The organism is Paraglaciecola aquimarina (assembly GCF_032464635.1).
Classification (GTDB): Bacteria; Pseudomonadota; Gammaproteobacteria; order Enterobacterales; family Alteromonadaceae; genus Paraglaciecola; species Paraglaciecola aquimarina.
Genome location: NZ_JAWDIO010000002.1, coordinates 3450602 through 3474956, shown reverse-complemented (window position 1 = coordinate 3474956; position 24355 = coordinate 3450602). Strand labels below are relative to the sequence as shown.

Sequence of the window (24355 nt, the reverse complement as noted above, 5' to 3'; positions counted from 1 at the left end):
ATAATTATGACGTTTGAGAGGCTAATTAACCTAAATCCTGAATCCTTGATAAGCCGAGCCTCTGGATAACGCTCTTTTTGTATCTAGCGGCGTTGGATTGTTTAGCAATAGCACGTTTTTACGTACAACACCCCGCCTTGCTATACACGAAAAATTTCGTTACCGAGCGACATTTAGCTGAGGTTATGTAGACACAAATATTTTAAGTTATTGAATTATATTGAATTTTATTGGCTTAAACTATTCTTAGCTCAAACGATACTTCTTATCCAGAACTCAGGTTAATTACCGTTATTGTCCAATAAATTCACTTTTTATAAATAAATCTCCGCTAGATTCGTATACAGTAGCTTTAACAAACAACATTTCTATAGGGAAAAAATGAGCAGTAAATTATTACCTTCCATTTGTATTGATGCCGTTTTTGGCAATTTATCCATCGATGCAGCATGCCAAGAAGTTGTGAAAGCCAATGTATCAAGCATAGAATTTTGGTCTTGGTGGGACAAAGACCTAGCAGCTTTGCAAGATGCCGTCAGTCGCTACGACTTATCGATTGCCTGTTGCTGCACACGCTTTATTAGTTTAGTTGACCCCAAACTGCGGGAGCAATATTTACAAGGCTTAGCCGAGTCTATTGCCATAGCGCAACGTTTAAATGTTAAGACCTTGATTTCTCAGGTGGGTGACTTTATTCAAGGGGTACCTAGGGCGCAACAAAAACAATCGTTGATTGATGGCCTGTCGGCAGCAGCTCCTTTACTGGAAGATTCTGGTATTACGTTGGTTGTCGAACCTCTTAATGAGTTGGTTGATCATCAAGGGTATTTTCTGGTCAACAGTGACGAGGCTTTCGATATAATAAGGCAAGTGTCTAGTCCAAATATAAAAGTGTTGTTTGATATCTACCATCAGCAAATTAGTGAAGGTCATGTTATTAGCAATATATTAGCTAACATTGATTACATAGGCCATTTCCATGCAGCCGGAAATCCTGGACGCAATGAATTGCAGTTCGGAGAGATTAATTATCCTCAGGTATTTTTAGCCATCAAAGAAACTTCATATAAAGGATACGTAGGATTAGAGTACTGGCCAAAAACAGATGACCCTATAATTGCCTTAAGAGAAGTTTCGGATTGGTTAGATTGATTTTGTAGCTGAGCACGGTAACAATGTATTTTATGTGTTTAATTGGCATTCAAAGTGAAATCAACTGATGGATAAATTTTTACAAGTTGCGATAGAAGAAGCGAAAAAAGGACTAGCTGAAGGAGGTATTCCCATTGGCTCTGTGTTGGTAATTGATGGTGAAATTGTCGGTCGTGGCCATAATCAGCGGGTACAAAAGGGCAGTACGGTTTTACATGCTGAAATGGATTGTTTTGAAAATAGCGGTAGATTAAAGGCCGCGGATTATCGGCGCGCGACTTTGTACTCAACCTTGTCGCCCTGTGATATGTGTAGCGGTACAGCACTTTTATATGGTATTCCAAAGATTGTTGTTGGTGAAAACCACACGTTTTGTGGTCCAGAAGAATATGTTCGTTCTCGTGGGGTAGAGGTGCAAGTGGTGGATAATGCAGAATGTAGGCAACTAATGGAAAGCTTTATTCGTGAAAACCCCAAGTTGTGGAATGAAGACATAGGCGAGTAGGGGGATTGTTTATTGGTTGATTGCTGCGGTGTTTTACTTTAGTAACCTAAGGTTAAAACAGCTCAAACACTAAAAAGCCCGCCAAGGCGGGCTTTAGTTGCTTGTGTCGTAAAAAACAATTTTAACGGGGTGTGTTAAAACGCTTTCAATTGACTAGTCGACTGTAACTAAGCAGTTAACTTGCTTAAACCTTGCATCAAGGTGTCTTTAATTTTTTTACCTTCTTCTGTGTCTAAATAAGCTTTGGCTGCATTGATATACTGCATGATCATTTCTGGCTCTAAACCTAGGGCTTCAAATTGTTTTTTCACTGCATTTATGGCTGCTATAGAATCGCTATAACTTGCGGCTTTATCCATTAAACCACCTAATTGACCTTCGCTTGCCATATTGCTGATATCAGGTACTGAACTAAGTAGTCCATCTAAACCAGGCATAGACTCTGTTAATCCACTAAATTGTTCACTAGACAAATTGCTTTTTGCGTAATTAAAGATAGATGCCAGCCCACCAGTCGCTTGGGTATCACTGACGCCAAGTGTTTCGCCTACTGAAGAAATCATAGCCGTTACATTAGGCATGACTGGTTTTTCGGCCTCGACTTCCATTCCAAACATACTTTTTAGCGAATCTAGCCAACCTTCAGCATGGCTTTGTGGGGTGAAAACTAGTGCGGCGGCTATAAGACCTAAGTGTTGTAGTTTCATCGTATTCTCCTGAGTGATGAGTTAAGGTTTAACCGAAAACAGCTTGTCTGTTATCTAGCCCTAGTATGAGCGATGTGCATAGAGTAAAGCTAATCATATTTGCAGTAAAATGGGTGAAACCCTTACCAAAAGAGTAACAGGTATTGATGGAGTATTTTTAAAAGCTAAAGAAGGGTTATCGAATTAATGTTTGAAACTCGCACAGCCACTTCACTAAGTTTTGGTCGGGTTTGTACCAGAAGAGGCCATTCAACTTTTGACGAAATGAATGTCTCTGACCTTATCGATTGAAAGTCCGTCATTCCCGCATGTTGTTAGCAGGCATCAAGCTTTATTATCTAAAAGTCAAAGCAAAAAATTGCCACAGAGGTACACAGAGGTTAAAAATGCGGCTGCGCCGAAAAGACTAAAAGTTATTCACCACAGAGGGCACAGAGAAAAGCAACAAAACAGAATGTACTAGGCGGAGTAGAAACAGCAGTTCAAAAGCAGTGAATAGTAAGTTGTAAAAACAGTAAAAAATAAGATTAGAGCCAATGTTATCACCCGACCTCAAAGCCCGTCATTCCTGCATGTTGTTAGCAGGAATCCATTCTTTTAAAGTATTCCTATTGAGACACCCATGAAATCAGCCTTGGTCCGATAGATGTCTGGAAGCTTGGAAAATCGGTATAGTTATTTTCATTGCAATTTTATGGCTTGTGCTATGTAGCTAAGCGGTTACGCCCTATGAGGTGAGTGTTTGTTCGGTATTTTAGGGGGATAAATGCTGGATCCCTGCTAACAACATGCAGGGATGACGGGCTTCGACGGCAAGCGCAGAATTAGCGGAGGAGGTTAGTTGAAGGTTGAGTTGTATTGTCGGTTTAGAATTAGCATGGGTGTCCAGATAAGCAGTTGTGTAGCCCAGCGGTTACGCCTTATGAGGTAAGTGTTTGTTCGGTATTTTAGGGGGATAAATGCTGGATCCCTGCTAACAACATGCAGGGATGACGGGCTTCGACGGCCACTGCAGAACCAGCGGAGCATGTTAGTTCAAGGTTGAGTTGTATTGTCGGTTTAGAATTAGCATGGGTGTCCTGATAAGCATCATCGCATAGATGTTGATAGATATCGTTGAATGCTTTAGAAAATCAATATATATCACCTATAAACCCAGTGGTTCATTCGTTCATCACTCAAATCGCCTGTCCGTTTATTTTCACACATTGAGTAATTTCGGCAAAATTTAAGTACACAAAATCGCGGGTTTCAAAGAGTTTCACTTTCAAAGATTAATATGCTCCCACATAAATGTGGGGGAACTGAGACACTAAATGTTAGTTATTGAGCCTGAAGGCACTAAGGATTACAATGGCGCACTTTTTCTAAAACAGGCTTGTTATCATGAATGACACTACATCTCGTCCAGACTTACCGGATCGCCTATCTGGTAATCCGCGCAGTAAATTTCACATAGAAGAAATCTTCGAACACCACATTGGAATTCGACTCAATGGCAAAGAGCATACTAATGTTGAAGAGTATTGTATTAGCGAAGGCTGGGTAAAAATACCTTCACCAAAAGCCTTGGATCGCAGAGGTCAACCTATGTTAATTACCTTAAAAGGCAAAGTAGAAGCTTTTTATAAGTAACTCATAAATTAAGTTGGTACTCTGCTCTACAATATCATGACTCAGCATTCAGTTACCTTTATCGTCAAACTAAGTCTGAGTCATTTATTCGACTTATCTTCATTCACATATCTTCTTTTCGTTTTGTCATGACTCTTCTGTCCTTGTTATCTTTTGTAATGTAAATTTTATGCAAATTGTTAACAACATGTTTGGCTTTTGTTGATTTTAATGTCATATTTCAAAGTTGGTTTTTATCCATAATTTTTGTATTGTGGTAGTGATGATGTGATTTGCTAAACCACATTGCATGGAGATGGCCGTTTTGACAAATAAACCACCGCGACATTTGACAGTGCTAGCATACTTGATAGCGTGTATAGGCATATTAATTGTATTTTTTGTGGCCCAGTCTCAGCCCCTCGATGGTCAAGAAGGACAGGGGTTACTGCGCTTCTTTGGTCGATTTCATCCGTTAGTCTTACATTTTCCGGTTACCTGTTTGGTACTGGCTGGCTTGTTTGAGTTATTGGGTGCCTACTCTCGGTTGGAATTCTTAAGACGGCCAGTGGGCACATTATTGTTTTTTTCAGCTGTAAGCGCTGTCATTACTGCAATTTTAGGAATGTTATTAGCCGCCAACGAAGGTCATCAAGGGGCTTTGATTGAACGACATAGAATGGCAGGCATATCGGTAGCCGTATTGTCTTGTTTGACATGGGCGTTATATGTTTCAGCGCCTCATCAGTTTTCGACCGCTACATTGACACGCTGGGGATATCGGGGCACGTTACTGGTCGCTATAGGTGTAATGGGTTTTGCTGCGCACGATGGAGGTGCACTAGTCCATGGGCCCAATTATTTAGCTGAGCATTCACCAGCGGCCTTGGTACCAATTTTGACTAATCACTTACCCGAAGAAGAAACCGCTGAAGAAAGTGACAAGCCACAACTGCAACATGGCAAAATCTTTATTTCTGAAGCAACACATGCTCGATTCGGCAATGATGTTGAACAAATGCTTGGTGGCTATTGTTTACGTTGTCATGGAGCTAGTAAGCAAGAAGCCAATTTACGCTTAGATAAAGTAGACCCATCTTTCAATAAATTTAATAGCCAAGATGAATGGCACAGAATTTTAGGTGTGCTGGGCTCACACCGCATGCCTCCAGAAGAGGCGAAGCAGCCTTCTGATCAACAGCGGCTAAGTGCTATCAATTGGATCCAAACCGCGCTTGAAGAACATGCTTATACCCGTCGAGCCGAAATGGCCAACGCGCCTTTACGGCGTTTAAATAAAAGAGAATTAAATCATACCTATCAAGATTTATTTGCCGTGGATGCTGACTTTGTCAGTCGGCTGCCAGCGGATCCTAAATCTTCCCATGGCTACGACAATGATGCTGAGCTATTGATGGTGTCTATGTCAGATATCAATAGTTATCACGGTATTGCCCGTCAAGCTGTTGAACGTTATGTGCAATTTGGAAAGCCGCAACCGCAACAAGTTGAACGTTACTTTGTAGAGATGGAAGATGTTTATCATTATGGTCGAGGCAAAGGTGATGGGTTGTCCTATGAACGCGCCGCTAAGCCTTTATCAACAAAAAACTGCAAAGTATTAAGGCGAAACGTAAAGGTAAAAAGGTTATTTACCGCGATAGGTTTTACGGCCCGTTACCCTATGGCACCATTCCGCAAGGTCAGTCTAAGGCTGGCGAAGGGCGAGGTTTTGCGCGATTACATGAACAATTCATGTTGCTACGCACTTCCAATACGGTAGGCAAAGTGACGGTCAAGGTGAATGCCGCGATGACAGCTGGCATAGATGGCGATACTAGCGTACCTCGTTTGCGTTTAGAGGCGGGCTGGCGAAATGAACAAAGTTTGCGGGTAAAAAATGTCGGTGAGTTCGATATAACCCAGTCTTTAGAACAGCCACAAACAGTAGAGTTTACATTTCGCATTGAAGACGTCATTGAGCCGGCTACCGCCAGAGGTGAAAAAGGCTCGCAACATCGATGGATATTGCTTGTATTGTCTAATGTGGCTCGGCATCCTCAAGGACTGTTGGCGGCCTCAGAATTTGGCCAGCTTGACTTGTCTGTGTCTGTCAATAGAAAGGAAGGTGATGCGGTATTAGGCCAAACTAAAAAAGCCATTGCGCAACAAGTAGCGGGTTGGGACCATTGGCAGGAAAAGGGCGTACCTTTGCTGTATTTAGATGCCCTTGAAGCTGAAGTGATGCCAACTAATGCCGATCATCAAAGCCCGTGGTTTGTTAAATATCCAGGACGTGATGCTAGTATCGAGCAACAAAAAGATAAACTAAAAGGTGTTTTAGCTGATTACTTACCTAAGGTTTTTCGAAAATCAAATATCAGCGACGAGACCTACACTACTTACCTTAATTTGTTCCAAAAGCTTAGGCAGCAAGGTGATAGTTTTGAGCGAGCAGTGCGTGAAACCATGGCAGCTGCGCTAATTTCTCCCGAGTTTTTATATATTGGCTATAGTCAGCAGCAAGCACAAGATGGGGCGGATCAAGCCTATGCCAATCAATATTTAGCTTCTCGTTTGTCTTACTACTTATGGTCTTCGATGCCAGACCAAATCTTACTTCAACTTGCTAAGCAACAGCGACTGACCGATCCTGCGGTATTAGCCGGGCAAGTTGAGCGTATGCTGGCTAGCCCAAAGGCTAAGCGTTTTACCGACACCTTTGCACGGCAATGGTTGCAGTTAGCCAAATTAGAAGATGTCACCGTATCTGCGGATATTTTATCCTACTTATGGTGCAGAACTGAGCGCCTTAACTGCTCGTCAATCGGTGTTAACGTTCCAAGATAACTTCCACCAAAATCGTGATGCCAGAGAGTTGTATTTTTCTCAGTATATGTTGCTGAATCAGCAATTAGCAGAACTGTATCAAGTACCTACAGTGACAGGTGGTGACTTCGTTCGAGTTAAAACTCCCGACTTTCCGCCGCGCATAGGGCTAATGACACAAGCTAGTGTTTTAGCTATGAATTCTGACGGAGAAGACTCACACCCTATTAAACGAGGGTGTGGATATTAGAGCGATTATTGAATGATCCGCCGCCGCCACCACCACCGTCAGTGCCCGACTTAGATCCGAACAATCCTTTATTAGCGGGGTTAAGTTTGAAACAAAAAATTGAACAACATCGAGAATTAAGTGGTTGTTCGGGTTGCCATGAAAAAATCGATCCTTGGGGTATTTTGATGGAAAACTACGATGCCACAGGCAAATGGCGTAGCCAAGTGAGTGTGTATAAAAAAGTTGAATTAGATAAAAAAGAGCGTAAGAGGCTACGAAGAAAACACATAATGGAAACCGTGAGCACAATGGATGTTGACGCTAGTTCGGTGTTGCCAGACGGTAGTAATATTGCTTCGGTGGTCGAACTAACCAGCTACTTACAAAAGCATAAGCAAAAAGAGCTTATGCATGGGCTGGTACAACATATGATGATGTATGCTTTAGGTCGTGAGCTAGATATTTTAGATGAACAAGAATCAGAGGTTATTTTTTCAACATTCCGTGCGTCTGGGTATAAACTGAGTGCGTTAGTGCAGGCGATAGTGAATAGTGATGGCTTTACCAATCGGCAGCAATTGTCGGCACAAAGTGGTAAAGAAGAGGAGAATCAAGTTGGCTAACAATATTATCAATTTTAATCGACGTACCTTTTTAAAATCGGCAGGCTCTTCGTTACTATTACCAGCTTTGCCATCTTTAGCAACTCATGCTGGGCAAGGGCAAAAAAGTAGTGCATCCCAACCCAAACGTTTGTGTTGTATCTTTTTGGCATGGGGGTGTCGCAGCCACCAGAAGATCATGCTGCATATAAAGATTGGCATTGGTTTCCAAAAGAGCAGGGCACAGATTACCACCTCAGTCGATCGAACAATTCCTTGGCGCCTTTTAAACAGCAAATAAGCTTTTTGTCGGGCTTGTCTCATCCGCGTACTAGAGGCATTTATTCTCACTCAACGGGCGGCTATTTTTTAAGTGGAGCGGATCCACTAACACCGGCTGGAAATTCCGTGTCGGCTGATCAAGTTTATGCTATGTATGCAGGCTCTGAAACTCGTTACCCTTTTATTACTATGGGCTCCGAAGGCGGGATTGGCGATTTTCGCCGGCCAAATACTATGTCTTATACCGCAGCTGGGCAACCGATCCCATCTTTAGGAAATCCACGACAGGTGTTCCAAGAACTGTTCGGCATTCCCAAGGGGATAGACAAAGTTTAGAGCAAGATTTTACTCGCAATCGCTCGGTGTTAGATGCTGTTGCCCCAGATTTGAAGCAGTTACACCAAAAGATCGCTAGTGAAGATAGATCGCGCTTAGAGCAGTACTTAACGTCAGTCAGATCGTTAGAAAACCGCTTGCAACGCGCCCAGCAATGGTTAGATATTCCCAAACCGGAGGTAGATGCCAGCCAGTTTCAGTTAGATATTGACCCTATCCAAGATGGACCAACCGCCTTTATCGATAGCATGTATCAATTGATCCATAACGCTTTTTTAACCGATAGCACTCGTACTATTTGTTATCAAAAAGTCAAAGAGGCTGCCGGCGGATTGGCCGCACGTTTTTCTGAACCATTAGGTTTACCTCATCATCATGCTATGTCTCATGGTTTCAATGAGGAAGGGGGTTATGAAAGGTGGGGAACTTATGATGCTTTTCTTACCGAACGCTTTGCAGGCTTTTTAAAACTCATGGCGGAAACTGATGATCCATACGCTGAGGGCTCATTATTAGATAACACCATAGTGTTATATGGCTCGGGTACGAGTACAGTACATAATCCACGAAACTTTCCGTTGGTGTTAGCGGGCGGCAAAAACTTAGGGTTGGCCCACGGTTCGCATATTAATTTTGATGAAAGTGTGCCGATGACCAATTTATTGCTGACCATATTGCAACAGTTGGGCACACCACTAGATAAATTTTCGGATAGCACTGGCATCCTCAGGCAAATATTAGCCTAATGGCTAGGTTAATTTGGATTGTATAACAATAAACAATTGACAAAATAAGTGATTCATAACAGGATCTGTTCACATAAAAATAATAATTTCTAAACATTGTTATGCTTTCACGATTAAAAAGTTGTCAAATTTATCCCGTTAAACTTAAGCGTTCAGTCGCCTTTGGGTTAGGCTGCTTGCTGTTTTTGAGTACGTCTGGCTATTGCAAATCAGATGTAAGTCAACCAGTTAAACACCTCACTTGGGCGCATGTTTACGAAACCTCAGAGCCTTTACATAAATGGGCAGTATGGGCGGCTGATGAAATTGCTAAGCGCACAAATGGACGGTATAGCATTGATGTATTTCCTGTTTCTATTATGGGCAAAGAGGCCGAACTTAACCAAAGTTTGAGTTTAGGCACCATAGATATTATATATACTGGTACCAGCTTTGCTGCGCAGAACTACCCACCTATTGCTTTACCTGACTTACCTTATGTTTACCGTGATTACGAACATTGGCAGAAATTTAATGACAGTGACGTATTTGCTGAATTAGCCGAAGGCTACAGAAAGGCGTCACGGGGCAACCGTATTGTAGGCAATAATTATTATGGGCAGAGGCATGTGACTTCAAATAAGCCTATTACCTCGCCTGAGGATATGGTCAATCTAAAACTTCGTGTGCCCAATGCCACTATTTTTAAAATGTTTCCTTTAGCAGTAGACGCGAATCCAAGTCCCATTGCATTTTCTGAGGTGTATTTGGCTTTGCAGCAAGGGGTAGTCGATGCGCAAGAAAATCCACTGCCTACCATTAAAGCTAAAAAATTCTACGAAGTACAAAAATACATTAGTTTAACTGGTCATCTGCAAGGCACTGTTATCACGGTTGCCAGCGATAGATTATGGAATATGTTAAGCGCCGAGGATGCGGTTATTTTTGGTCAAGTGTTTAAAGAGGCGGCGGCTAAAGTGTCGGCTGATACTCGACAAGCTGAGCATGACTTGATTGCCTATGGTTTGAAGAGCAAGGCGTAACAGTACTGACTGTAGATAGACAGGCTTTTCGTGACAAAGTGTTACCTACACACGTCGAAGCTAAACAAAGATTAGGAGCCAGTTTTTATGACAGACTACAAAACATCCGATAAGCCAACAGAATTGGACGCGCTGGAATTTGATATAGAAGACGATGAACCTTTTTCGTATGCTGACTTTAGGCTAGAAGATTGGCTTGCGTTTGCCTTATTCTGGCTTTTGGCTATTACTTTATTCTCACAATTTTTAAGTCGTTATGTGTTTGCTTCTCCCTTGGGTTGGACTGAAGAATTGGCTCGCTATCAATTAGTGACTTTAGGCTTTATCGGCTCCTGTATGGGGGTACGAAAAAATACCCATATCTTTGTTAGCTTGTTTCACCGCTGGATGCCTTCGGGCCTGTCAGTCATTATCTATCGTTGTATCGCTGTATGTAACTTGGTTTTTTTAAGTGCTTTAGCTTACTTTGACTTAGCAAATTATACCGCTGCTCGAAATTCATAAAATGGCTTCTTTAGATGTATCGGTCAGTGTCCTCTACTCAGTGGTGTTTGGCGGCTTGGTACTAATGATTTTCCGCTCGGTACAACATTTAATCCGCATGTTTACTCTTGACTCCAACGCTATTATCGATAGCACTCAAAACTCTTTAGACTAGGTTGAATTGACTTATGGTTATTGCAATATTGTTAGTGTCGTTGTTCGTTATGATCATCCTAGGTTTTCCTGTGGCATTTGCCCTTGCTGGCTCAGCATTGCTGGCAATTCTATATGATGGGCAGGTGCCAGAATTAATCGTGCTGCATCGTATGGTAGGCGGTATGGATAGCTTCCCATTATTATCTATTCCTTTTTTTGTGTTGGCAGGTGGGTTAATGAATTCCTCGGGGATTACGAATCGAATTTTCAACTTTGCTAATGCTTTAGTTGGCTGGATGCGTGGCGGGCTTGGCCATGTAAACATTAGTGCTTCTATCATGTTTGCGGGTATGTCTGGCGCAGCGGTCGCCGATGCCGGTGGATTAGGAGCGATTGAAGTTAAAGCCATGCGTAACAAAGGTTACGATGCAGGCTTTGCCGTGGGTATAACGGCCGCTTCGTCGACCATCGGCCCTATTATTCCTCCTAGCTTACCAATGATTATATACGGAGTAATGGCCTCAGCTTCTATTGGCCAACTGTTTGCTGCGGGATTTATTCCGGGATTATTAATGGCTGTGTCGTTGATGGTGATGGTGGCGTATTATTCTAAAAAACGTAATTACCCTAAAGACGCCGGATTTAGCCCAATCCGTTTAGGACGAACTTTTAAATCGGCGTTTTTGTCGCTACTGACGCCAGTTATTATTATTGGCGGTATATTAATTGGGGTATTTACCGCCACAGAAGCGGCCATTGCTGCGGCGGTTTACTCACTTATTTTAGGTGCTGGTGTTTATCGTACTTTGAGCATTAAGAAACTTGTCAAAGTGAGTATGGAAACCATAGAAACCACTAGCATCATTTTAATGATCATTGCTGGTGCCGCTATATTTTCGTGGGTGTTAACCAGTCAACATGTAACCGAAGATTTTACGCGCTGGATGTTAACCGTTACAGATAATAAAACTATGCTGCTGTTGATGATCACATTCATCTTATTTGTAGTGGGCTGTTTTATGGAAACTATTGCTGCCATCACCATACTTACGCCAGTGTTATTGCCCATAGCGGTTAGTCTAGGTATTGATCCGGTGCATTTTGGGGTGGTGATGGTACTGAACTTAATGATCGGTTTGTTAACCCCTCCAGTGGGTATGGTGCTGTACGTATTATCTCGTGTGACTAAAGTGCCGTTCGAAGAATGCGCTAAAGCAACGATCCCCTTTGTGATCCCCTTAGTGATTGTGTTGTTGTTAGTCACTTTTGTTCCGCAACTTTCAATGTGGTTACCAGAGCTTATTTATGGCGGCAGTTGAAGGAATTATTCACTGCTTGTCAGATCTTTATTCTAGCGTCTTGAGTATGTGCTTATACATTCTTGCTGAGTGTACCGTTATTGATTGGAACTGATATAAGTGAAGAGCATATAACATTTAGAAGAGTAGAAGTGACAGAAACACTGGCGGAATAGAGCTTCAGGTTTTTTGCCAACTCAGATTGGTATTGAGCTTGGTTTGTCGAATAAACTGACATGTAGTGTACAGCCGCAATTTAAATCCAGCGCCGAACTTTATTTTTATATTCTCGATATTCATCATTAAAAATAGATTCAACTATTTGTTCTTCTGGTTTAATTTGAAAATGGTTCATATAAAGGATAAATAAAGGGATGGCGATAAAGCCCAGCACATTTTCTAGCCTTAAAATTACGGCAATCAAAATTAATAACAAGCCAAAATACATGGGATTGCGCGAGACTCGATAAATGCCAGACGTCACTAAGCTCGATGCTTTATTAGGCGTATGAGGGTTGACCGTCGTGTTTTGTTTACGAAATTCCCATACGCCTAATATGCCAAATACACAGCCGACCGCGATTAAAACGGTTGGCGTAAAATGGTCGTTCATTGGCACAATAAAAGCTATACCAGTGTGTTTCAGTAGAAAAACTAATGATACCAATACAACAAATACAGCGACTGGTGGGACTTTGAGTTTTAGTTTGTCCATATCCTTATCCTGTATTCGTTAGCTAATTGCGATCACGTTCGAGTGACGTCCACCAAAACCTTTAATTTTTGACCGGGCTGCAAGTACTTTTTTAGCTTGCTTTGATTCCACTTTTCTAAATCACTGACTTTCACCTTAAATTTATTGGCTATTCTGGCCAATGAGTCACCGTTGCGAACGGTATAGGTTAACGTGCGCATCACCGAATCTTGATTAGTTTGGGCGTTGGCTTGTTTGCGCCATATCACTAATTCTTTGCCGGGTTTTAGAGTATCTGTGGGTGCCATGCCATTCCATTTGGCTAAGCTACGTAAATTCACTTTATATTTTCGGCTCAAATCCCAGAAAGTATCGCCGCTTTTTACGGTATGAGTGAGCTTGGTAGAACCGCTTTTCTTCGACTGCACTTTAGCTAAGCGCTGTTCTTGAGATAGGGTATAGGCATCTAAAGATTTCAGGGCGACCGGAATGATAAGGTAATCATTAATGCGGATCATATTGCCTTTAATTTTGTTCACGTTGCCAATAATGTCAGCGGTAGTATGGTATTTTGCCGCCAGTTTTAGCAAGCTATCACCACTTTTTACTTTATGCCTAACCCAATTAAGGCGTTGTTTATTATCGGTTTTTGCTAATTCCGTGGTGAACTTTTCAGCTTTGTCGATAGGTAATAAAAGGCGATGTGGTCCATTAGGATCGGTAGCCCAACGATTGAAACCAGGGTTTAAAGCATGCAGCTCTTTTACTTCCAAATCAGCCATTTGCGCGGCTAAAGCTAAGTCAATTTGAGAGCCTATTTCTACCACTTGAGTGAACGGGACATTATCGATGATCGGCCAATCAAACTGATAATTATCACTTTCTCTTAAAATGTCAGCTAAGGCCAATAGTTTAGGTACATAGGCTTCGGTTTCACGGGGTAAGTCTAATGACCAAAAATCGGTTTTCTTACCGGCTTTTTTATTCTTTTTGATAGCCCTTAAAACACGCCCCTCACCACTGTTATAGGCTGCCAAAGCGTGATACCAATTACCATCAAACATGTTTAACAAATAGTTCAGATAATCAATGGCACCTTGCGTGGAGGCCATGACATCACGGCGACCGTCATACCACCAGTGTTTGTTTCATGCCGAATCGTTTTCCGGTACTCTGGAATAAATTGCCACATACCTGCTGCGCGGCCATGTGAATAAGCAAAAGGGTCAAACGCACTTTCTACTATCGGCAATAGTGCCAGTTCTAAAGGCATGTTTTGCTGCTCTAGCTGCTCAATGATTAAATACAAAAATGGCTTGGCGCGTTTGGCAACGCGTTGCATATATTCTGGGTGTTTTAAATACCAATTGCGCTGAGCGGCGATTCTTTTGTTTTCTTCAAACTCGAAAGAAAGCTGCGAGCGTACTCTTTGCCATAAGTCTTTTATCTCTTTTTCAGCTGCCGCTTCTACTACTTCCTCCGGAACGACAACAGCTACCTCTACGGGCTCAACTGGGTGAGAAATAGGGAAGGTGCCTTCAGTCTCGGCGTTACAATCTATTGCTTGTTCGGCGTGCTCGTCTGATCCTGAACAACTTAAGGCTAGTTGGTCAGGGAGGTGTTATCTGGCTCTTGAGGTGAGTTAGCTGTTAGCTGGCATGCAGATAGCAAGCTGGCTAGTAAAATTACAGCGAGAGAATGGGTAGACAAATTATTTCCCTAAATATTATTTTTATAAGTTAATAGTGATGGATGAAAGCTTATGGATAGCTTTTTGTTGTTTCATTCTACGGATTAAAAATGATCTTTCCACCTTCTTAACGCGGCAAATACCGCTTGTGGCGAATTTAATTGGCTAGCGCTGTGTTTCTGGACTTGTTCTGCTAGCTCTGCACTGTGGCATCGTAGAAAGGGGTTAATCGCTAATTCTTGGCCTATAGAAGAAGGAAGGGTGGCTAAATTCTGCGATCGTTGTTGTTCGGCCCAGCGTTTATAATTATGTAACACTTTGTTATTGGGCTCGGCCGCAAGGGCAAAATTGATGTTAGCTAAGGTGTATTCGTGAGTGCAAAATACTTTGGTTTCCGTTGGCAGTGTCGCTAGTTTTTTGAGTGAATCAAACATCTGCTGTGCGCTGCCTTCTAACAGTCGACCACAGCCAGCCGAAAACAATGTATCTCCACAAAATAGTCCAATGTCACCGTAGTATGCAATATGATCTAAGGTGTGTCCTAGCACTGTCATGACTGATAACGCAACATCTATATCACGGAGTTGAATGATGTCTTTATCATTCAGCCGACTGTTTATTTGTTTAATGTTGTTATTTTGTGGGCCATATACAGCAATGTCGGGGTATGTCTTTAGCAGTTCATCAATACCATCGGTATGATCCCAATGATGATGGGTAATTAATATAGCAGTAACAGATAAGTTTTCACGTTGGCAGTATTCCTTCACTGGGGCCCCGTCACCCGGATCAACCACGACGCAGTATTGATGATTGCGAAGACACCAAATGTAGTTGTCGCTGAAGGCTTTTATCGCAATAATTTGTAAAGACATTTAATTTTTCCTACTACTATGAAATCGACTGCTATTTAGATTAACATAGATCCCATGAAACCTGCCTTAATCTCGCGTACATTCACTCCTCCAACAAGTTGGCAAAATTTGCCCTTAGGTGAGGAATTGAAAGGTTTAATAGAAAATCAATTATCTGAAATTAGCCGTACATTTTTCGGTTACCACTTAGTGCGCCTTGGATATTTAAGCAGTGAAATTCGGTTGCCACATTGCCCCATAAAGCATCAAGTGAGTATGACTGGTCAGCTTCAAGCAGAAACAAGTTTGTTAGCTAAGTCAACAGACTTGCCGATTGCCGAAAATAGTGTTGATACCTTTGTTTTAGCCCATGAGTTGGACTTTTCTAACGACCCTCACCAAATCCTCAGAGAAGTCGACCGCGCCATCATGGCGAATGGATATTTGGTATTAACGGGCTTTAATCCGTTTAGTTTATGTGGTTTGTTTAAACATTTACCTTTTAATAAAGGCAGTGTGTTACATGAGGCACGGTTTTTTAGTTGTGGCCGCGTTAAGGATTGGTTGCAATTACTCGGCTTTGAAATAATTGACACTAAGCACCTATTGTTTAACGAATTGTTTTTGCAAAGGCGAATACATCAGCCTTCTAAGTGGAATGCTTGGGCGACTCACTATTTCGCCAGCCTTTGTACCATGTACATCATAGTGGCTAGGAAACGAGAAATTCCGCTATCCATCATAAAGCCTAAATGGCAGAGTAATCGAAAGTTCTCTACTGTTAGGGCCAACGCGAGTGCCAGAGCTGGCCTAAATAAAGTGAAATAAATCGACTTCGTTGTATGAACTTAGCAAGGCTCTAGGACCTAGGGATGTCAGCCATTTTAGGTAAATGGTCGGTGTGATAGGAACCGAACTTATGATTTGTTCAGCTCCAGCCAATATGCCGCTACCATTTTGCAGTTATGTATTTTTTGGCAGAAGAGTTTGCGAAATGAGGGTAGAAAGTGATGATTAATTGGTCGGTGTGATAGGATCCGAACTTATGATTTGTTCAGCTCCAGCCAATATGCCGCTACCATTTTGCAGTTATGTGTTTTTGGGCAGATGAGTTTGCGAAATGAGGGCAGGAAGTGATGATTAATTGGTCGGTGTGATAGGAACCGAACTTATGATTTGTTCAGCTCCAGCCAATATGCCGCTACCATTTTGCAGTTATGTATTTTTTGGCAGAAGAGTTTGCGAAATGAGGGCAGGAAGTGATGATTAATTGGTCGGTGTGATAGGAACCGAACTTATGATTTGTTCAGCTCCAGCCAATATGCCGCTACCATTTTGCAGTTATGTATTTTTTGGCAGAAGAGTTTGCGAAATGAGGGTAGAAAGTGATGATTGGTCGGTGTGATAGGATCCAAACTTATGATTTGCTCAGCTCCAGCCAATATGCCGCTACCATTTTGCAGTTATGTATTTTTTGGCAGAAGAGTTTGCGAAATGAGGGTAGAAAGTGATGATTAATTGGTCGGTGTGATAGGATTCGAACCTACGACCCCTTCACCCCCAGCGAAGTGCGCTACCAAGCTGCGCTACACACCGACCGAAGCAGGGGAGTTTACTTATTTTTTATGTCTTTGCAATGGAAATTATTGATTGCCCTGATCAATTGATTAGAGTTTACACAATTTACGGCCTTGACCCTGTTATCGGGGTTTTGGTCAATCAAATTCACTTGTTTGCCTCACACCTCAATAATGGCTGAGCGCTATATTCTGATAATAACAATAGATATTGTTACACCCACATAAAAACGGGCGATTAGGCTTTTAATTCATCAGCCCTTTATCCGCCCGTTGTTTTTTATACTGCTAGGCCAGTATCAAAACATCACTTATCTTGTAGCCATTGATTAAGCAACTGCTTGATCCACTTTCCATCCACTAACTTAAAGTTTTGCGGCGCGACAGGTAAGCGGTTTCGACCATCTTGTACTACCAATAACCCATCGGGCAAATTTGCACCTAAAGCTTGGGAAGTAATAGCTAAACCATCGGTTTCAGACACCCCATCGACCCTAGCTTGTAAGTCCATGTCGATACGAAAACTGCCTAAATAGCGATTATCTTGCTCAAGGGCGAATACCCCATAACTGTTATTACCTTGGCTCGACGCCACTAAATAACGCTTGCCGTCCATTTGATATATTTCCATACCCTCTACATCAGCCACGAAAGTTTCGGAGGTGGTCGCAATTAACTTGGCAGGCATAGCAACAGGTTGCGCTGTCACTTGCCAAATACCAGTAGACTCTTCACCGTAGTATAACTGTTGACTGGCATCATCAGCCACACATCCTTCCGGCTGGCTTGGTACTTGAAATTCACGGACTAATTTGCCCTCAATCTTATTGTCGACTGTGACTAACAAGTATTGTTGATAGCGTCCTGCAGTATCATTAATAAACACGTAATATTGCTCTTTATCCTGATACATACATAGGCCATACACATCACCTAAGTCAGTGGCAATATCAGATAAAAAGGCTAGTTCTCCACTGTCTGAATGGATTGAGAACAAACTAATACTATTGCTCGAGCGATTGCTGGCAGCGGCTAAGTCAAATGTATTGTTACCTAGCTTAAAGCCGTAACGTAAATCTACATTGTTTACTCTACCCACGTTTAGCTGTTGTAATAATTGGCCTTGCAGATCATACAACATCAAGCCTTGTTTTTTATTGGTGCCTAATATTCGGCTTTGCTCTGGCTTGGCTACATTCAGCCAAATTGCGGGATCATCTGCCGCATCACCGTATGCGTCTACTGGCTTGGTTTGAGCATATGCCGTGATATTTTGTATCGGATTGCTGGATGGCGCACGTGGCGTAACATCAAACGTAACTTGACTATGTAAGTACACGCCGCTTTCGTCATCTACTACTCCTAACACCAAGCCAGTTGAGTTGTCATGAGCATGCACGACTTCAGGTTTTTCAGTGCCTGCTAACTGGATAAATGTAGCCGTTGCCTGTTCGGTGTTGGCGATATGCCAAACTCCTTGTTGTTCTGGTGTGCTCACTAATAGCTCGCCATTTTCCAGCACATCGACATGTGTCACTTCACCCGCTAATGGGCCAAAAGGCATGACAGCTGTGACTAGTTCGCGGGCCAGCTCCGACTCAGGATCTGCAGCATAGCGCCATACACCAATGTTTTCTTCCACAACGTATAAGGCTCCACTGACATCATCCACAGCACAACTTTTGGTTTGCGGAGCGCCAATAAATTGATGTACAGATTCATCCACTAGTAAATGCCGATTACGATCAACAATAATACGCTGCTCAATCATGCCAACTGCATCGGCAGTAAACAATGATAAATGCCCTTGTGGTTTTTTGTACCAACATAAGGTTTCTATTTGTGCACTCGTTTTGCCTAGCGTATGCAACAGTGATAATTGTTTGTTTTGCCAATCAAGCGCCAATATCAATACTTGGCCTAGATTATTATCAACAGTTGCAATCAAACCATAGTTTTGCGCCGCAATTTGAATGTTATCTCGCCAATCGACAAGCTCCATATTGCCGGCAAAAGTACTGAGGATATGACCTGTACTATCGACTAAACGAATGCCTTCAGTTTCACTGGTTAACAGCCAAAACTGTTGTTGCTGATAGGTAACTGGCATGGCAGATTTAGCTGCACCTTGCTGCCCAGATGTGATTGACAGCTCTGTGGTACTGGCCACTAATTGACTACTACCAGACCCACCTTCAGCAGTATAGGAGCTCGTTTGGCAGGCCATTAATATTGCCGTTACCACAAAACATAAACTCATGACTTTCATGGTTGTTCCTTGTGTATATTGTAATGATAAATGCGTTCGCCAGTGGCGCTGACAAACTGCACTAAAATATTGTTGTCGTTCACTGAAACCGTCAAAAAGCCTGCTTCACTCTTAGCGAATTGCGTGAATGAGCGTTGTGCGACTGGACGTAATTCTGAGCCCGCACCAGACACAAAATGTTCAACGGTTTTTCCCGCGGGGCGATTGTGTTGTAGGTCATGTTCGTGCCCCGCAAAGTATGCATCGACTTGATATTTTTCAAAAATAGGCTCCAAAACTTGTTGAATACCGTTAGTTTTACCGAAACGTTTGCCACTGGAATATAGCGGATGATGACCTATTACCACCTTCCATTTTGCTTGCGTGGTAGCGAGTTTGTGTTTAATCCAGGTTAATTGCTTTTCGCCATCTTGCTGTTGTGTTGCCGCATATTTTGCGCGGTTTTTATATTCTGGGTTTAACGGGCTGCTATCAATAAAGAGCAATAGCAACTGGTTGTTATTACCCACATCGAACATTTTTGCGTAGTAAGGATGGGGAAACTGCCAACGACGACTACGCAAAGAGTAGTCTATTTGTGCTTGCCAATTTCCGCGATAGTCGTGATTGCCTAAGGTGGGGTACCAATCTTCAAACAAATGGGGGCCATGATAAACCTGCTCGAAGGATGTTTGCCAATAGGGGTCATCTACAGAGGCGACACCGTTTGAATAAAAGTTGTCGCCCGTGGTGGTAATAAATTCACCATCCATTTGCTGCATGACAATATCCATCATGTTAGCCACAGGCACTTGCTGATAGTGACCATTTCTACCCCAATCTCCTAGTACTAAAAAATGTAAACTATCTTCAGGAATGGATAAATTTTCGACTTGGTGGGTTTGATAGTATTTTTTATCAAAAACCGGTTGGGTATAGCCTTGCAAAGTCAAACCAGACAAGACTAAAAAGCATAAAACACGAATTAACATTACTTCTCCGAATAAGAGGCTGACCCCAGAATAAACCGTGGGCTCAGCCTTAGAAACTAAGACAAGTGGGGATGAATGTATTTACCGCCACTTGCCTAATGCTATAACAAGCCTACAACGTCACGCTTTACAGCATCCAACTAAAGCCAAGTTCAAAGGTACGGCCGTACTCTTCATACTGTGCATTGATGCTTTGATTATTGAAGTAGTTGTAAAAACCTTCATCTGTAATATTAATGGCGTTGAAGTATAGGTACATGTTTTGGTCAATGAAGTACTTACTGGTGAAATCTACTTGCTGATGAGCATCTTCCATACGTAATAAATCACCGTCGATTTCTTCAAGGTTTTCACTTTTGTAAGTCATGGTTAAGCGTACGCTCATTAAGCTACTCTCATAACCCACAGTCACATTACCGATTTTATCAGACTGATTGGGCAAAGAGGTTTCAAAGCGTTCGCCATCTAACAATGTAACCGCATCAGAGCTAGAAAAAGTACCATTAGTCGATATCAACAGGCCATTATCAAAGGCTTTAATCCAAGATAATTCGAGCCCGCTAACCGAGGCGGATTCGCCATTGACCGCTTGAGTGACTTCATCAAAGCCGTTCCACGCGGGCAAATCAGAGACATCAGCGATAACAACGAAGTTATCAATATTTTTGTGGAAATACCCAGCAGAAAACACGCCGATATTGCCAGGGTAGTACTCAATGGCTAAGTCATAGTTGTCTGACTCAAAAGGTTGCAATTCAGGGTTACCCACTTCTGCTTCACGCTCGGTGACAAATTCACCATTATCTTCTTCTGTTTTTGATTCAATGATTTGAAACGCTGCCACGTCTTCAAATTTGGGGCGTGAAATAGTTTGAGTAAACGCCGCACGAGCTATCAGTTTCTGGTTAAACTCGTAACGTATATTTAGGCTAGGTAACAGGTGATCATAGTGATTCTTGCCTTCCCATGGGGTATTTACCACTTCCTCAACATCGGTCTGCTCATTTTCTATTAACTCAACCCGCATGCCTGAGGTACTAAATTCGGTATCTTCAAAACGTAACCCAGCCACCACTGTTAATTTATCACGCTCATAGCGACCCATTGCATATGCTGCAAAGATATCTTCATTATTCACATAAGAAGCACCGTTGGTTTCTACTTCTGAATCGAGCGCTGCTAATTCGAAGCTAGCGCGATTGTCCATAAAGTAGCGACGCAGTGCAACGCGATCTAATCCAGGACCAAAATCCGCTAAGCCCCAATCCGGCTGAGCCGTGCTAAACATAGTAGGGTCGATGCCATCAAAGTCACCGTCATATATGAAAATGTTGGCTGTGGCAGTTTTTTCACGGCTGCGGTACTTAGCCCCAAATTTCAATTCAAACTTGCTGCTGTCTAAGTCAAAAGTGCGAGTGAAATCGGCTTTTGCCATGGTTTCAGTATCTTCGGCTAGGCTGGCTTCGTAGCTAACCTCGTCAAGTTCGTAGTTACTTAAATCCATCGCTGCGGCGTCTTGGCTCAATTGTGGAATTTGCCCCTGTAAATCAGAATCAATTGCCATACCTTCACCGACAAAGGTGTAGTATAAAGCTGCTGGATCATCTTCATCTGCTTTCGAGTAGCCTAATTGATATTCTACTAACCAATCATCGAGTTGATGCTCAGCACCGGCGGTGACAGATATAATAGTTTGCGTTTCTTCACGATCTTTACTTTGCCGTTCAATCTCTGAATCGTCGCCATCAAAAGCAAAAGTATTGGCCAATCTATGCTCGTTATCGGCAAAGCTACTGTACAAGGTGCGTAGGTAATATTGGTTGCTAAAATCTGGACGGTAATCAAGGTTAACCGCTGCGCCTATTCTTTCTCGAGAAATGCTGTAAAAACGTTGTTCTAACTCATCGTCACCGTTTGATTCAATATTGTCTGAACCAAAATCTCGCTTGGCATAAGACAATGCACCAGCCACACCTAATACGTCGTTAAAAACGTGGGTAGCACTGGTAGACACTTTAGGGCTGGTTTCATCGCGTAATTGATTTTGGCTAGCCTGCACATTCACACTAGCAGTGGTGCCTTGGCGATCAAATGCACTTAAACTTTTCACCTCAATTGAACCACCTATTGAATCGGCATCCATGTCTGAGGTGACCGACTTAGAAACTTCTAAGCCTTGGATTAATTCAGAAGGGATCACATCAAGTGCTACTGACCGCACACCAGACTCTGGCGAAGGCACGTTCACGCCGTTAATAGTGACATTGTTTAAGTTAGGATCGATACCACGAATGCCTACAAAACGCCCTTCACCTTGGTCCCGCTCTATGGATAAACCCGGTAATCGTTGTAAAGCTTCGGCGGCGTTTTGATCAGGAAACTGGCCTATGGCATCGGCCGATACAATAGATTTTAAGCTGTCTGCTACGCGTTGTTGGTTAATCGCGTTAGCTTGGCCGCTGCGCTGTCCATAAACCACTACGTTATCGATTTCTGTGGCTGCTGCCGGTAGCGAAATCTGTTGTTGCTTAATTTCTCCGTCTTTCACTAAAATAGGTACCTCAAAACTAGGTACCCCTAAGTAGTTCACCACTAAGGTATATTCACCTTCAGGTAAATTGGCAAAACGGAAGCTACCGTCGCGACGAGATACTGTGCTTTGAGCTAATTCTTTTATTTTAATTTGTGCGCCTTCAACAAAGCTGGTTTGACTTTTATTGGTAAGTTGGCCTTGAAAGCTGCCATCGTCAGCCAGAACAGATTGACTAGTGAGGGCCGTTATACATGCTATCGCTAAAGTGTGTTTTATCATTTTCATTATAATGCCTTGGGTTCCAAACTGAGTAACGTATGTGGTTGCCGGCCAAACTAGTCAGTGCGGGTGACATTTTTATGACACGACATCAGTTTGTTTTTAGCCAAGGCAGAAAATCGCTCTTTTTTTGCATAAAAAAGGCGGCCCATGAGCTCATTTGACCTCCCAGGCATTATCGATACTTATGCTTAATCAAGGCCTCGCACGTCAATCTATTCGGCTAAATTTCATATTTTTGTCACTTAAATGAGCCAATATGACCCGTGTAATAAATTCTGACTGTGCCAGCATAGTTTGAACCCGTATAAAAATGAGTACCCTATGAACTTTTCTTTATTGGCTAATCACCAGCGTTTATTCACTGTGGTGTGCGCCTCTTTTACCCTGTCACTCACTGTGAGTTTAGGTTTAGGCCAGTTTAAACCTTTGGCTGATGTGTCGTGGCTAGACATTTTAGGTGAAGGTAGCGTGGCCTTGCTATCTCTGTGCTGGCTAGTGTTTATTTTGGTTAGCCGTCCTGCCGGTAACGTCACTACATCATTAATTTTAGGCCTTAGCTGTTTTCTCTTTTCAGCGAACTTAGATCTAATGGATGAGTTTGTGTTTTACCAAGAGTCGTTGACATGGCTGTCTATGATTGAATCGATCCCTGCTGGCATTGGCATGTTGATCATGAGCTATGCCTTGTATCAATGGCACCAAGAACAACTGATCCTCAACAAACTATTGCAAAAACGCGAAGCAATTTTTCGAGAACATCATCAGGTGGACTTTATAACCACTTTGTATGACGCAGACTATATGCGATATCAAATCGATAACAAGCTCCTCGCTAATACTAGGCCTGACTTTTCGGTAGTCATGCTAGATATCAATAACTTCGACGCATTTAATCGTCGCTTTGGCCACGATCAAGGTGATCAAGTGCTAAGAGAGATATCAGATTTGATTTTGATGAACTTGCGTTCCACTGACTTAGCCTGTCGTTATGCTGGCGATCGTTTCATTTTGCTGTTTCCTGATACAGATATCACAGTGGCACAAAAAATCGCTAAACAAGTGAAAAAAGCCATTGCTAACATAGCCTTTAAACCCGAATCTACCAGCGAGCCGGTTTACCACGACTTAACCTTTGCCGCAGAGTCGGCTGTTTTCGGTGACGGCGCAGATAATCTATTGCAGCGAGTGAGCCGGCGCTTAGACTTGTTCAAACAAGGCCAACAATATCATGACTAACCGGCACTATTTTTGTCTGGAAGATAAAGCAATCCCTGCTCATCAATTGGCTGCTAGCGTGCTTGACTTTGCCCATTCACGACAAGTCAATAAACACAAACTTTTGCGCAGTACTGGTATATTTCATGAAGATTTAACCTCTGACAAAACCCTTAGCAGCCTGCAAATACTCAAACTATTGAACAATGCTAAGTCACTGACACCGGGCTACGACTGCGGTTTTTTATTAGGCCGTCGTTTGTTTTACTGAGTAATTACGGCGCTATTTCTCATGCCTTAATGCAT

19 protein-coding genes, 1 tRNA gene and 2 pseudogenes are annotated in these 24355 nt (G+C 42.4%); 14 read left to right on the top strand and 8 right to left on the bottom strand.

Annotation, left to right across the window (positions count from 1 at the left end; all coding sequences use genetic code 11):
- Positions 1-381 precede the first annotated feature (381 nt).
- On the top strand, positions 382-1152 hold the full coding sequence (locus tag RS130_RS17245; RefSeq protein ID WP_316026958.1) for a hydroxypyruvate isomerase family protein: 771 nt from the start codon (positions 382-384) through the stop codon (positions 1150-1152).
- Positions 1153-1219: 67 nt separating this feature from the next.
- On the top strand, positions 1220-1657 hold the full coding sequence (locus RS130_RS17240; RefSeq protein ID WP_316026957.1) for a nucleoside deaminase: 438 nt from the start codon (positions 1220-1222) through the stop codon (positions 1655-1657).
- A 167-nt stretch (positions 1658-1824) separates the two neighbouring features.
- On the opposite strand, the gene RS130_RS17235 is transcribed toward RS130_RS17240, so the two are convergent.
- Entirely contained in the window at positions 1825-2364 is a 540-nt protein-coding gene (locus tag RS130_RS17235) for a DUF2780 domain-containing protein (protein WP_316026956.1), read from the bottom strand.
- 1386 nt (positions 2365-3750) lie between these two features.
- On the opposite strand from RS130_RS17235, the gene RS130_RS17230 reads away from it, so the two are divergent.
- From RS130_RS17230 to RS130_RS17185, 9 genes and pseudogenes are all read left to right on the top strand, one after another.
- A complete protein-coding gene (locus RS130_RS17230) occupies positions 3751-3999 on the top strand; it encodes a DUF3297 family protein (RefSeq protein ID WP_316026955.1) in 249 nt (82 codons plus the stop codon).
- 304 nt (positions 4000-4303) lie between these two features.
- Positions 4304-5761 (top strand): DUF1587 domain-containing protein, encoded by a 1458-nt coding sequence (locus tag RS130_RS17225; RefSeq protein ID WP_316026954.1) that lies wholly within the window; start codon positions 4304-4306, stop codon positions 5759-5761.
- Positions 5734-6828: a DUF1592 domain-containing protein gene (locus RS130_RS17220; protein WP_316026953.1), complete on the top strand. Its 1095-nt coding sequence runs from the start codon at positions 5734-5736 to the stop codon at positions 6826-6828. Before RS130_RS17225 ends, RS130_RS17220 begins: the two co-directional genes overlap by 28 nt.
- Positions 6809-7057 (top strand): hypothetical protein, encoded by a 249-nt coding sequence (locus RS130_RS17215; protein WP_316026952.1) that lies wholly within the window; start codon positions 6809-6811, stop codon positions 7055-7057. Before RS130_RS17220 ends, RS130_RS17215 begins: the two co-directional genes overlap by 20 nt.
- Positions 7058-7065: 8 nt before the next feature.
- Positions 7066-7662, top strand: coding sequence for a DUF1588 domain-containing protein (locus RS130_RS17210; RefSeq protein WP_316026951.1), 597 nt, complete (start codon positions 7066-7068; stop codon positions 7660-7662).
- Positions 7663-7812: 150 nt separating this feature from the next.
- A pseudogene (locus RS130_RS23590) lies at positions 7813-9005 on the top strand (DUF1552 domain-containing protein).
- A gap of 185 nt (positions 9006-9190) precedes the next feature.
- Positions 9191-10027: a DctP family TRAP transporter solute-binding subunit gene (locus RS130_RS17195; RefSeq protein WP_316026948.1), complete on the top strand. Its 837-nt coding sequence runs from the start codon at positions 9191-9193 to the stop codon at positions 10025-10027.
- An 87-nt stretch (positions 10028-10114) separates the two neighbouring features.
- Complete coding sequence (locus RS130_RS17190; RefSeq protein ID WP_316026947.1) at positions 10115-10531, top strand: TRAP transporter small permease; 417 nt, start codon at positions 10115-10117, stop codon at positions 10529-10531.
- 167 nt (positions 10532-10698) lie between these two features.
- A complete protein-coding gene (locus tag RS130_RS17185; RefSeq protein WP_316026946.1) occupies positions 10699-11985 on the top strand; it encodes a TRAP transporter large permease in 1287 nt (428 codons plus the stop codon).
- Between the two features lie 235 nt (positions 11986-12220).
- Here RS130_RS17185 and RS130_RS17180 read toward each other — a convergent pair whose 3' ends face one another.
- The 3 genes and pseudogenes from RS130_RS17180 to gloB form a co-directional block, all read right to left on the bottom strand.
- Positions 12221-12679, bottom strand: a complete 459-nt coding sequence (locus RS130_RS17180; RefSeq protein WP_316026945.1) for a methyltransferase family protein — start codon at positions 12677-12679, stop codon at positions 12221-12223.
- 32 nt (positions 12680-12711) lie between these two features.
- Positions 12712-14368: pseudogene (locus tag RS130_RS17175) on the bottom strand (LysM peptidoglycan-binding domain-containing protein).
- 84 nt (positions 14369-14452) lie between these two features.
- Positions 14453-15223: a hydroxyacylglutathione hydrolase gene (gloB, locus tag RS130_RS17170; protein ID WP_316026944.1), complete on the bottom strand. Its 771-nt coding sequence runs from the start codon at positions 15221-15223 to the stop codon at positions 14453-14455.
- A gap of 126 nt (positions 15224-15349) precedes the next feature.
- Here gloB and RS130_RS17165 point away from each other — a divergent pair, with 126 nt between their 5' ends.
- The gene (locus RS130_RS17165) at positions 15350-16030 is read left to right on the top strand and encodes a methyltransferase domain-containing protein (RefSeq protein WP_316026943.1); all 681 of its coding nucleotides are present in this window, start codon (positions 15350-15352) and stop codon (positions 16028-16030) included.
- A 691-nt stretch (positions 16031-16721) separates the two neighbouring features.
- Here the strand turns inward: RS130_RS17165 and RS130_RS17160 are convergent.
- The 4 genes from RS130_RS17160 to RS130_RS17145 all read right to left on the bottom strand — a co-directional run bounded on the left by RS130_RS17160 (position 16722) and on the right by RS130_RS17145 (position 22837).
- A tRNA-Pro gene (locus RS130_RS17160) sits at positions 16722-16798 on the bottom strand.
- A gap of 288 nt (positions 16799-17086) precedes the next feature.
- On the bottom strand, positions 17087-19048 hold the full coding sequence (locus RS130_RS17155) for a phytase (protein WP_316026942.1): 1962 nt from the start codon (positions 19046-19048) through the stop codon (positions 17087-17089).
- On the bottom strand, positions 19045-20019 hold the full coding sequence (locus tag RS130_RS17150) for a metallophosphoesterase (protein ID WP_316026941.1): 975 nt from the start codon (positions 20017-20019) through the stop codon (positions 19045-19047). The genes RS130_RS17155 and RS130_RS17150 overlap by 4 nt, the downstream gene beginning before the upstream one ends.
- A gap of 127 nt (positions 20020-20146) precedes the next feature.
- Positions 20147-22837, bottom strand: a complete 2691-nt coding sequence (locus RS130_RS17145; RefSeq protein ID WP_316026940.1) for a TonB-dependent receptor — start codon at positions 22835-22837, stop codon at positions 20147-20149.
- A gap of 318 nt (positions 22838-23155) precedes the next feature.
- Here RS130_RS17145 and RS130_RS17140 point away from each other — a divergent pair, with 318 nt between their 5' ends.
- Complete coding sequence (locus RS130_RS17140; RefSeq protein ID WP_316026939.1) at positions 23156-24070, top strand: GGDEF domain-containing protein; 915 nt, start codon at positions 23156-23158, stop codon at positions 24068-24070.
- A complete protein-coding gene (locus RS130_RS17135) occupies positions 24063-24320 on the top strand; it encodes a hypothetical protein (protein ID WP_316026938.1) in 258 nt (85 codons plus the stop codon). The genes RS130_RS17140 and RS130_RS17135 overlap by 8 nt, the downstream gene beginning before the upstream one ends.
- The last annotated feature ends 35 nt before the right edge of the window (positions 24321-24355 follow it).

Bases quoted from the DNA above. Each gene is read 5' to 3' on its own strand.
- RS130_RS17245 (WP_316026958.1), top strand. From the start codon at position 382: ATGAGCAGTAAATTATTACCTTCCATTTGTATTGATGCCGTTTTTGGC.
- RS130_RS17240 (WP_316026957.1), top strand. From the start codon at position 1,220: ATGGATAAATTTTTACAAGTTGCGATAGAAGAAGCGAAAAAAGGACTA.
- RS130_RS17235 (WP_316026956.1), bottom strand. From the start codon at position 2,364: ATGAAACTACAACACTTAGGTCTTATAGCCGCCGCACTAGTTTTCACC.
- RS130_RS17230 (WP_316026955.1), top strand. From the start codon at position 3,751: ATGAATGACACTACATCTCGTCCAGACTTACCGGATCGCCTATCTGGT.
- RS130_RS17220 (WP_316026953.1), top strand. From the start codon at position 5,734: ATGTTGCTACGCACTTCCAATACGGTAGGCAAAGTGACGGTCAAGGTG.
- RS130_RS17190 (WP_316026947.1), top strand. From the start codon at position 10,115: ATGACAGACTACAAAACATCCGATAAGCCAACAGAATTGGACGCGCTG.
- RS130_RS17185 (WP_316026946.1), top strand. From the start codon at position 10,699: ATGGTTATTGCAATATTGTTAGTGTCGTTGTTCGTTATGATCATCCTA.
- RS130_RS17180 (WP_316026945.1), bottom strand. From the start codon at position 12,679: ATGGACAAACTAAAACTCAAAGTCCCACCAGTCGCTGTATTTGTTGTA.
- gloB (WP_316026944.1), bottom strand. From the start codon at position 15,223: ATGTCTTTACAAATTATTGCGATAAAAGCCTTCAGCGACAACTACATT.
- RS130_RS17155 (WP_316026942.1), bottom strand. From the start codon at position 19,048: ATGAAAGTCATGAGTTTATGTTTTGTGGTAACGGCAATATTAATGGCC.
- RS130_RS17150 (WP_316026941.1), bottom strand. From the start codon at position 20,019: ATGTTAATTCGTGTTTTATGCTTTTTAGTCTTGTCTGGTTTGACTTTG.
- RS130_RS17145 (WP_316026940.1), bottom strand. From the start codon at position 22,837: ATGAAAATGATAAAACACACTTTAGCGATAGCATGTATAACGGCCCTC.
- RS130_RS17140 (WP_316026939.1), top strand. From the start codon at position 23,156: ATGAACTTTTCTTTATTGGCTAATCACCAGCGTTTATTCACTGTGGTG.
- RS130_RS17135 (WP_316026938.1), top strand. From the start codon at position 24,063: ATGACTAACCGGCACTATTTTTGTCTGGAAGATAAAGCAATCCCTGCT.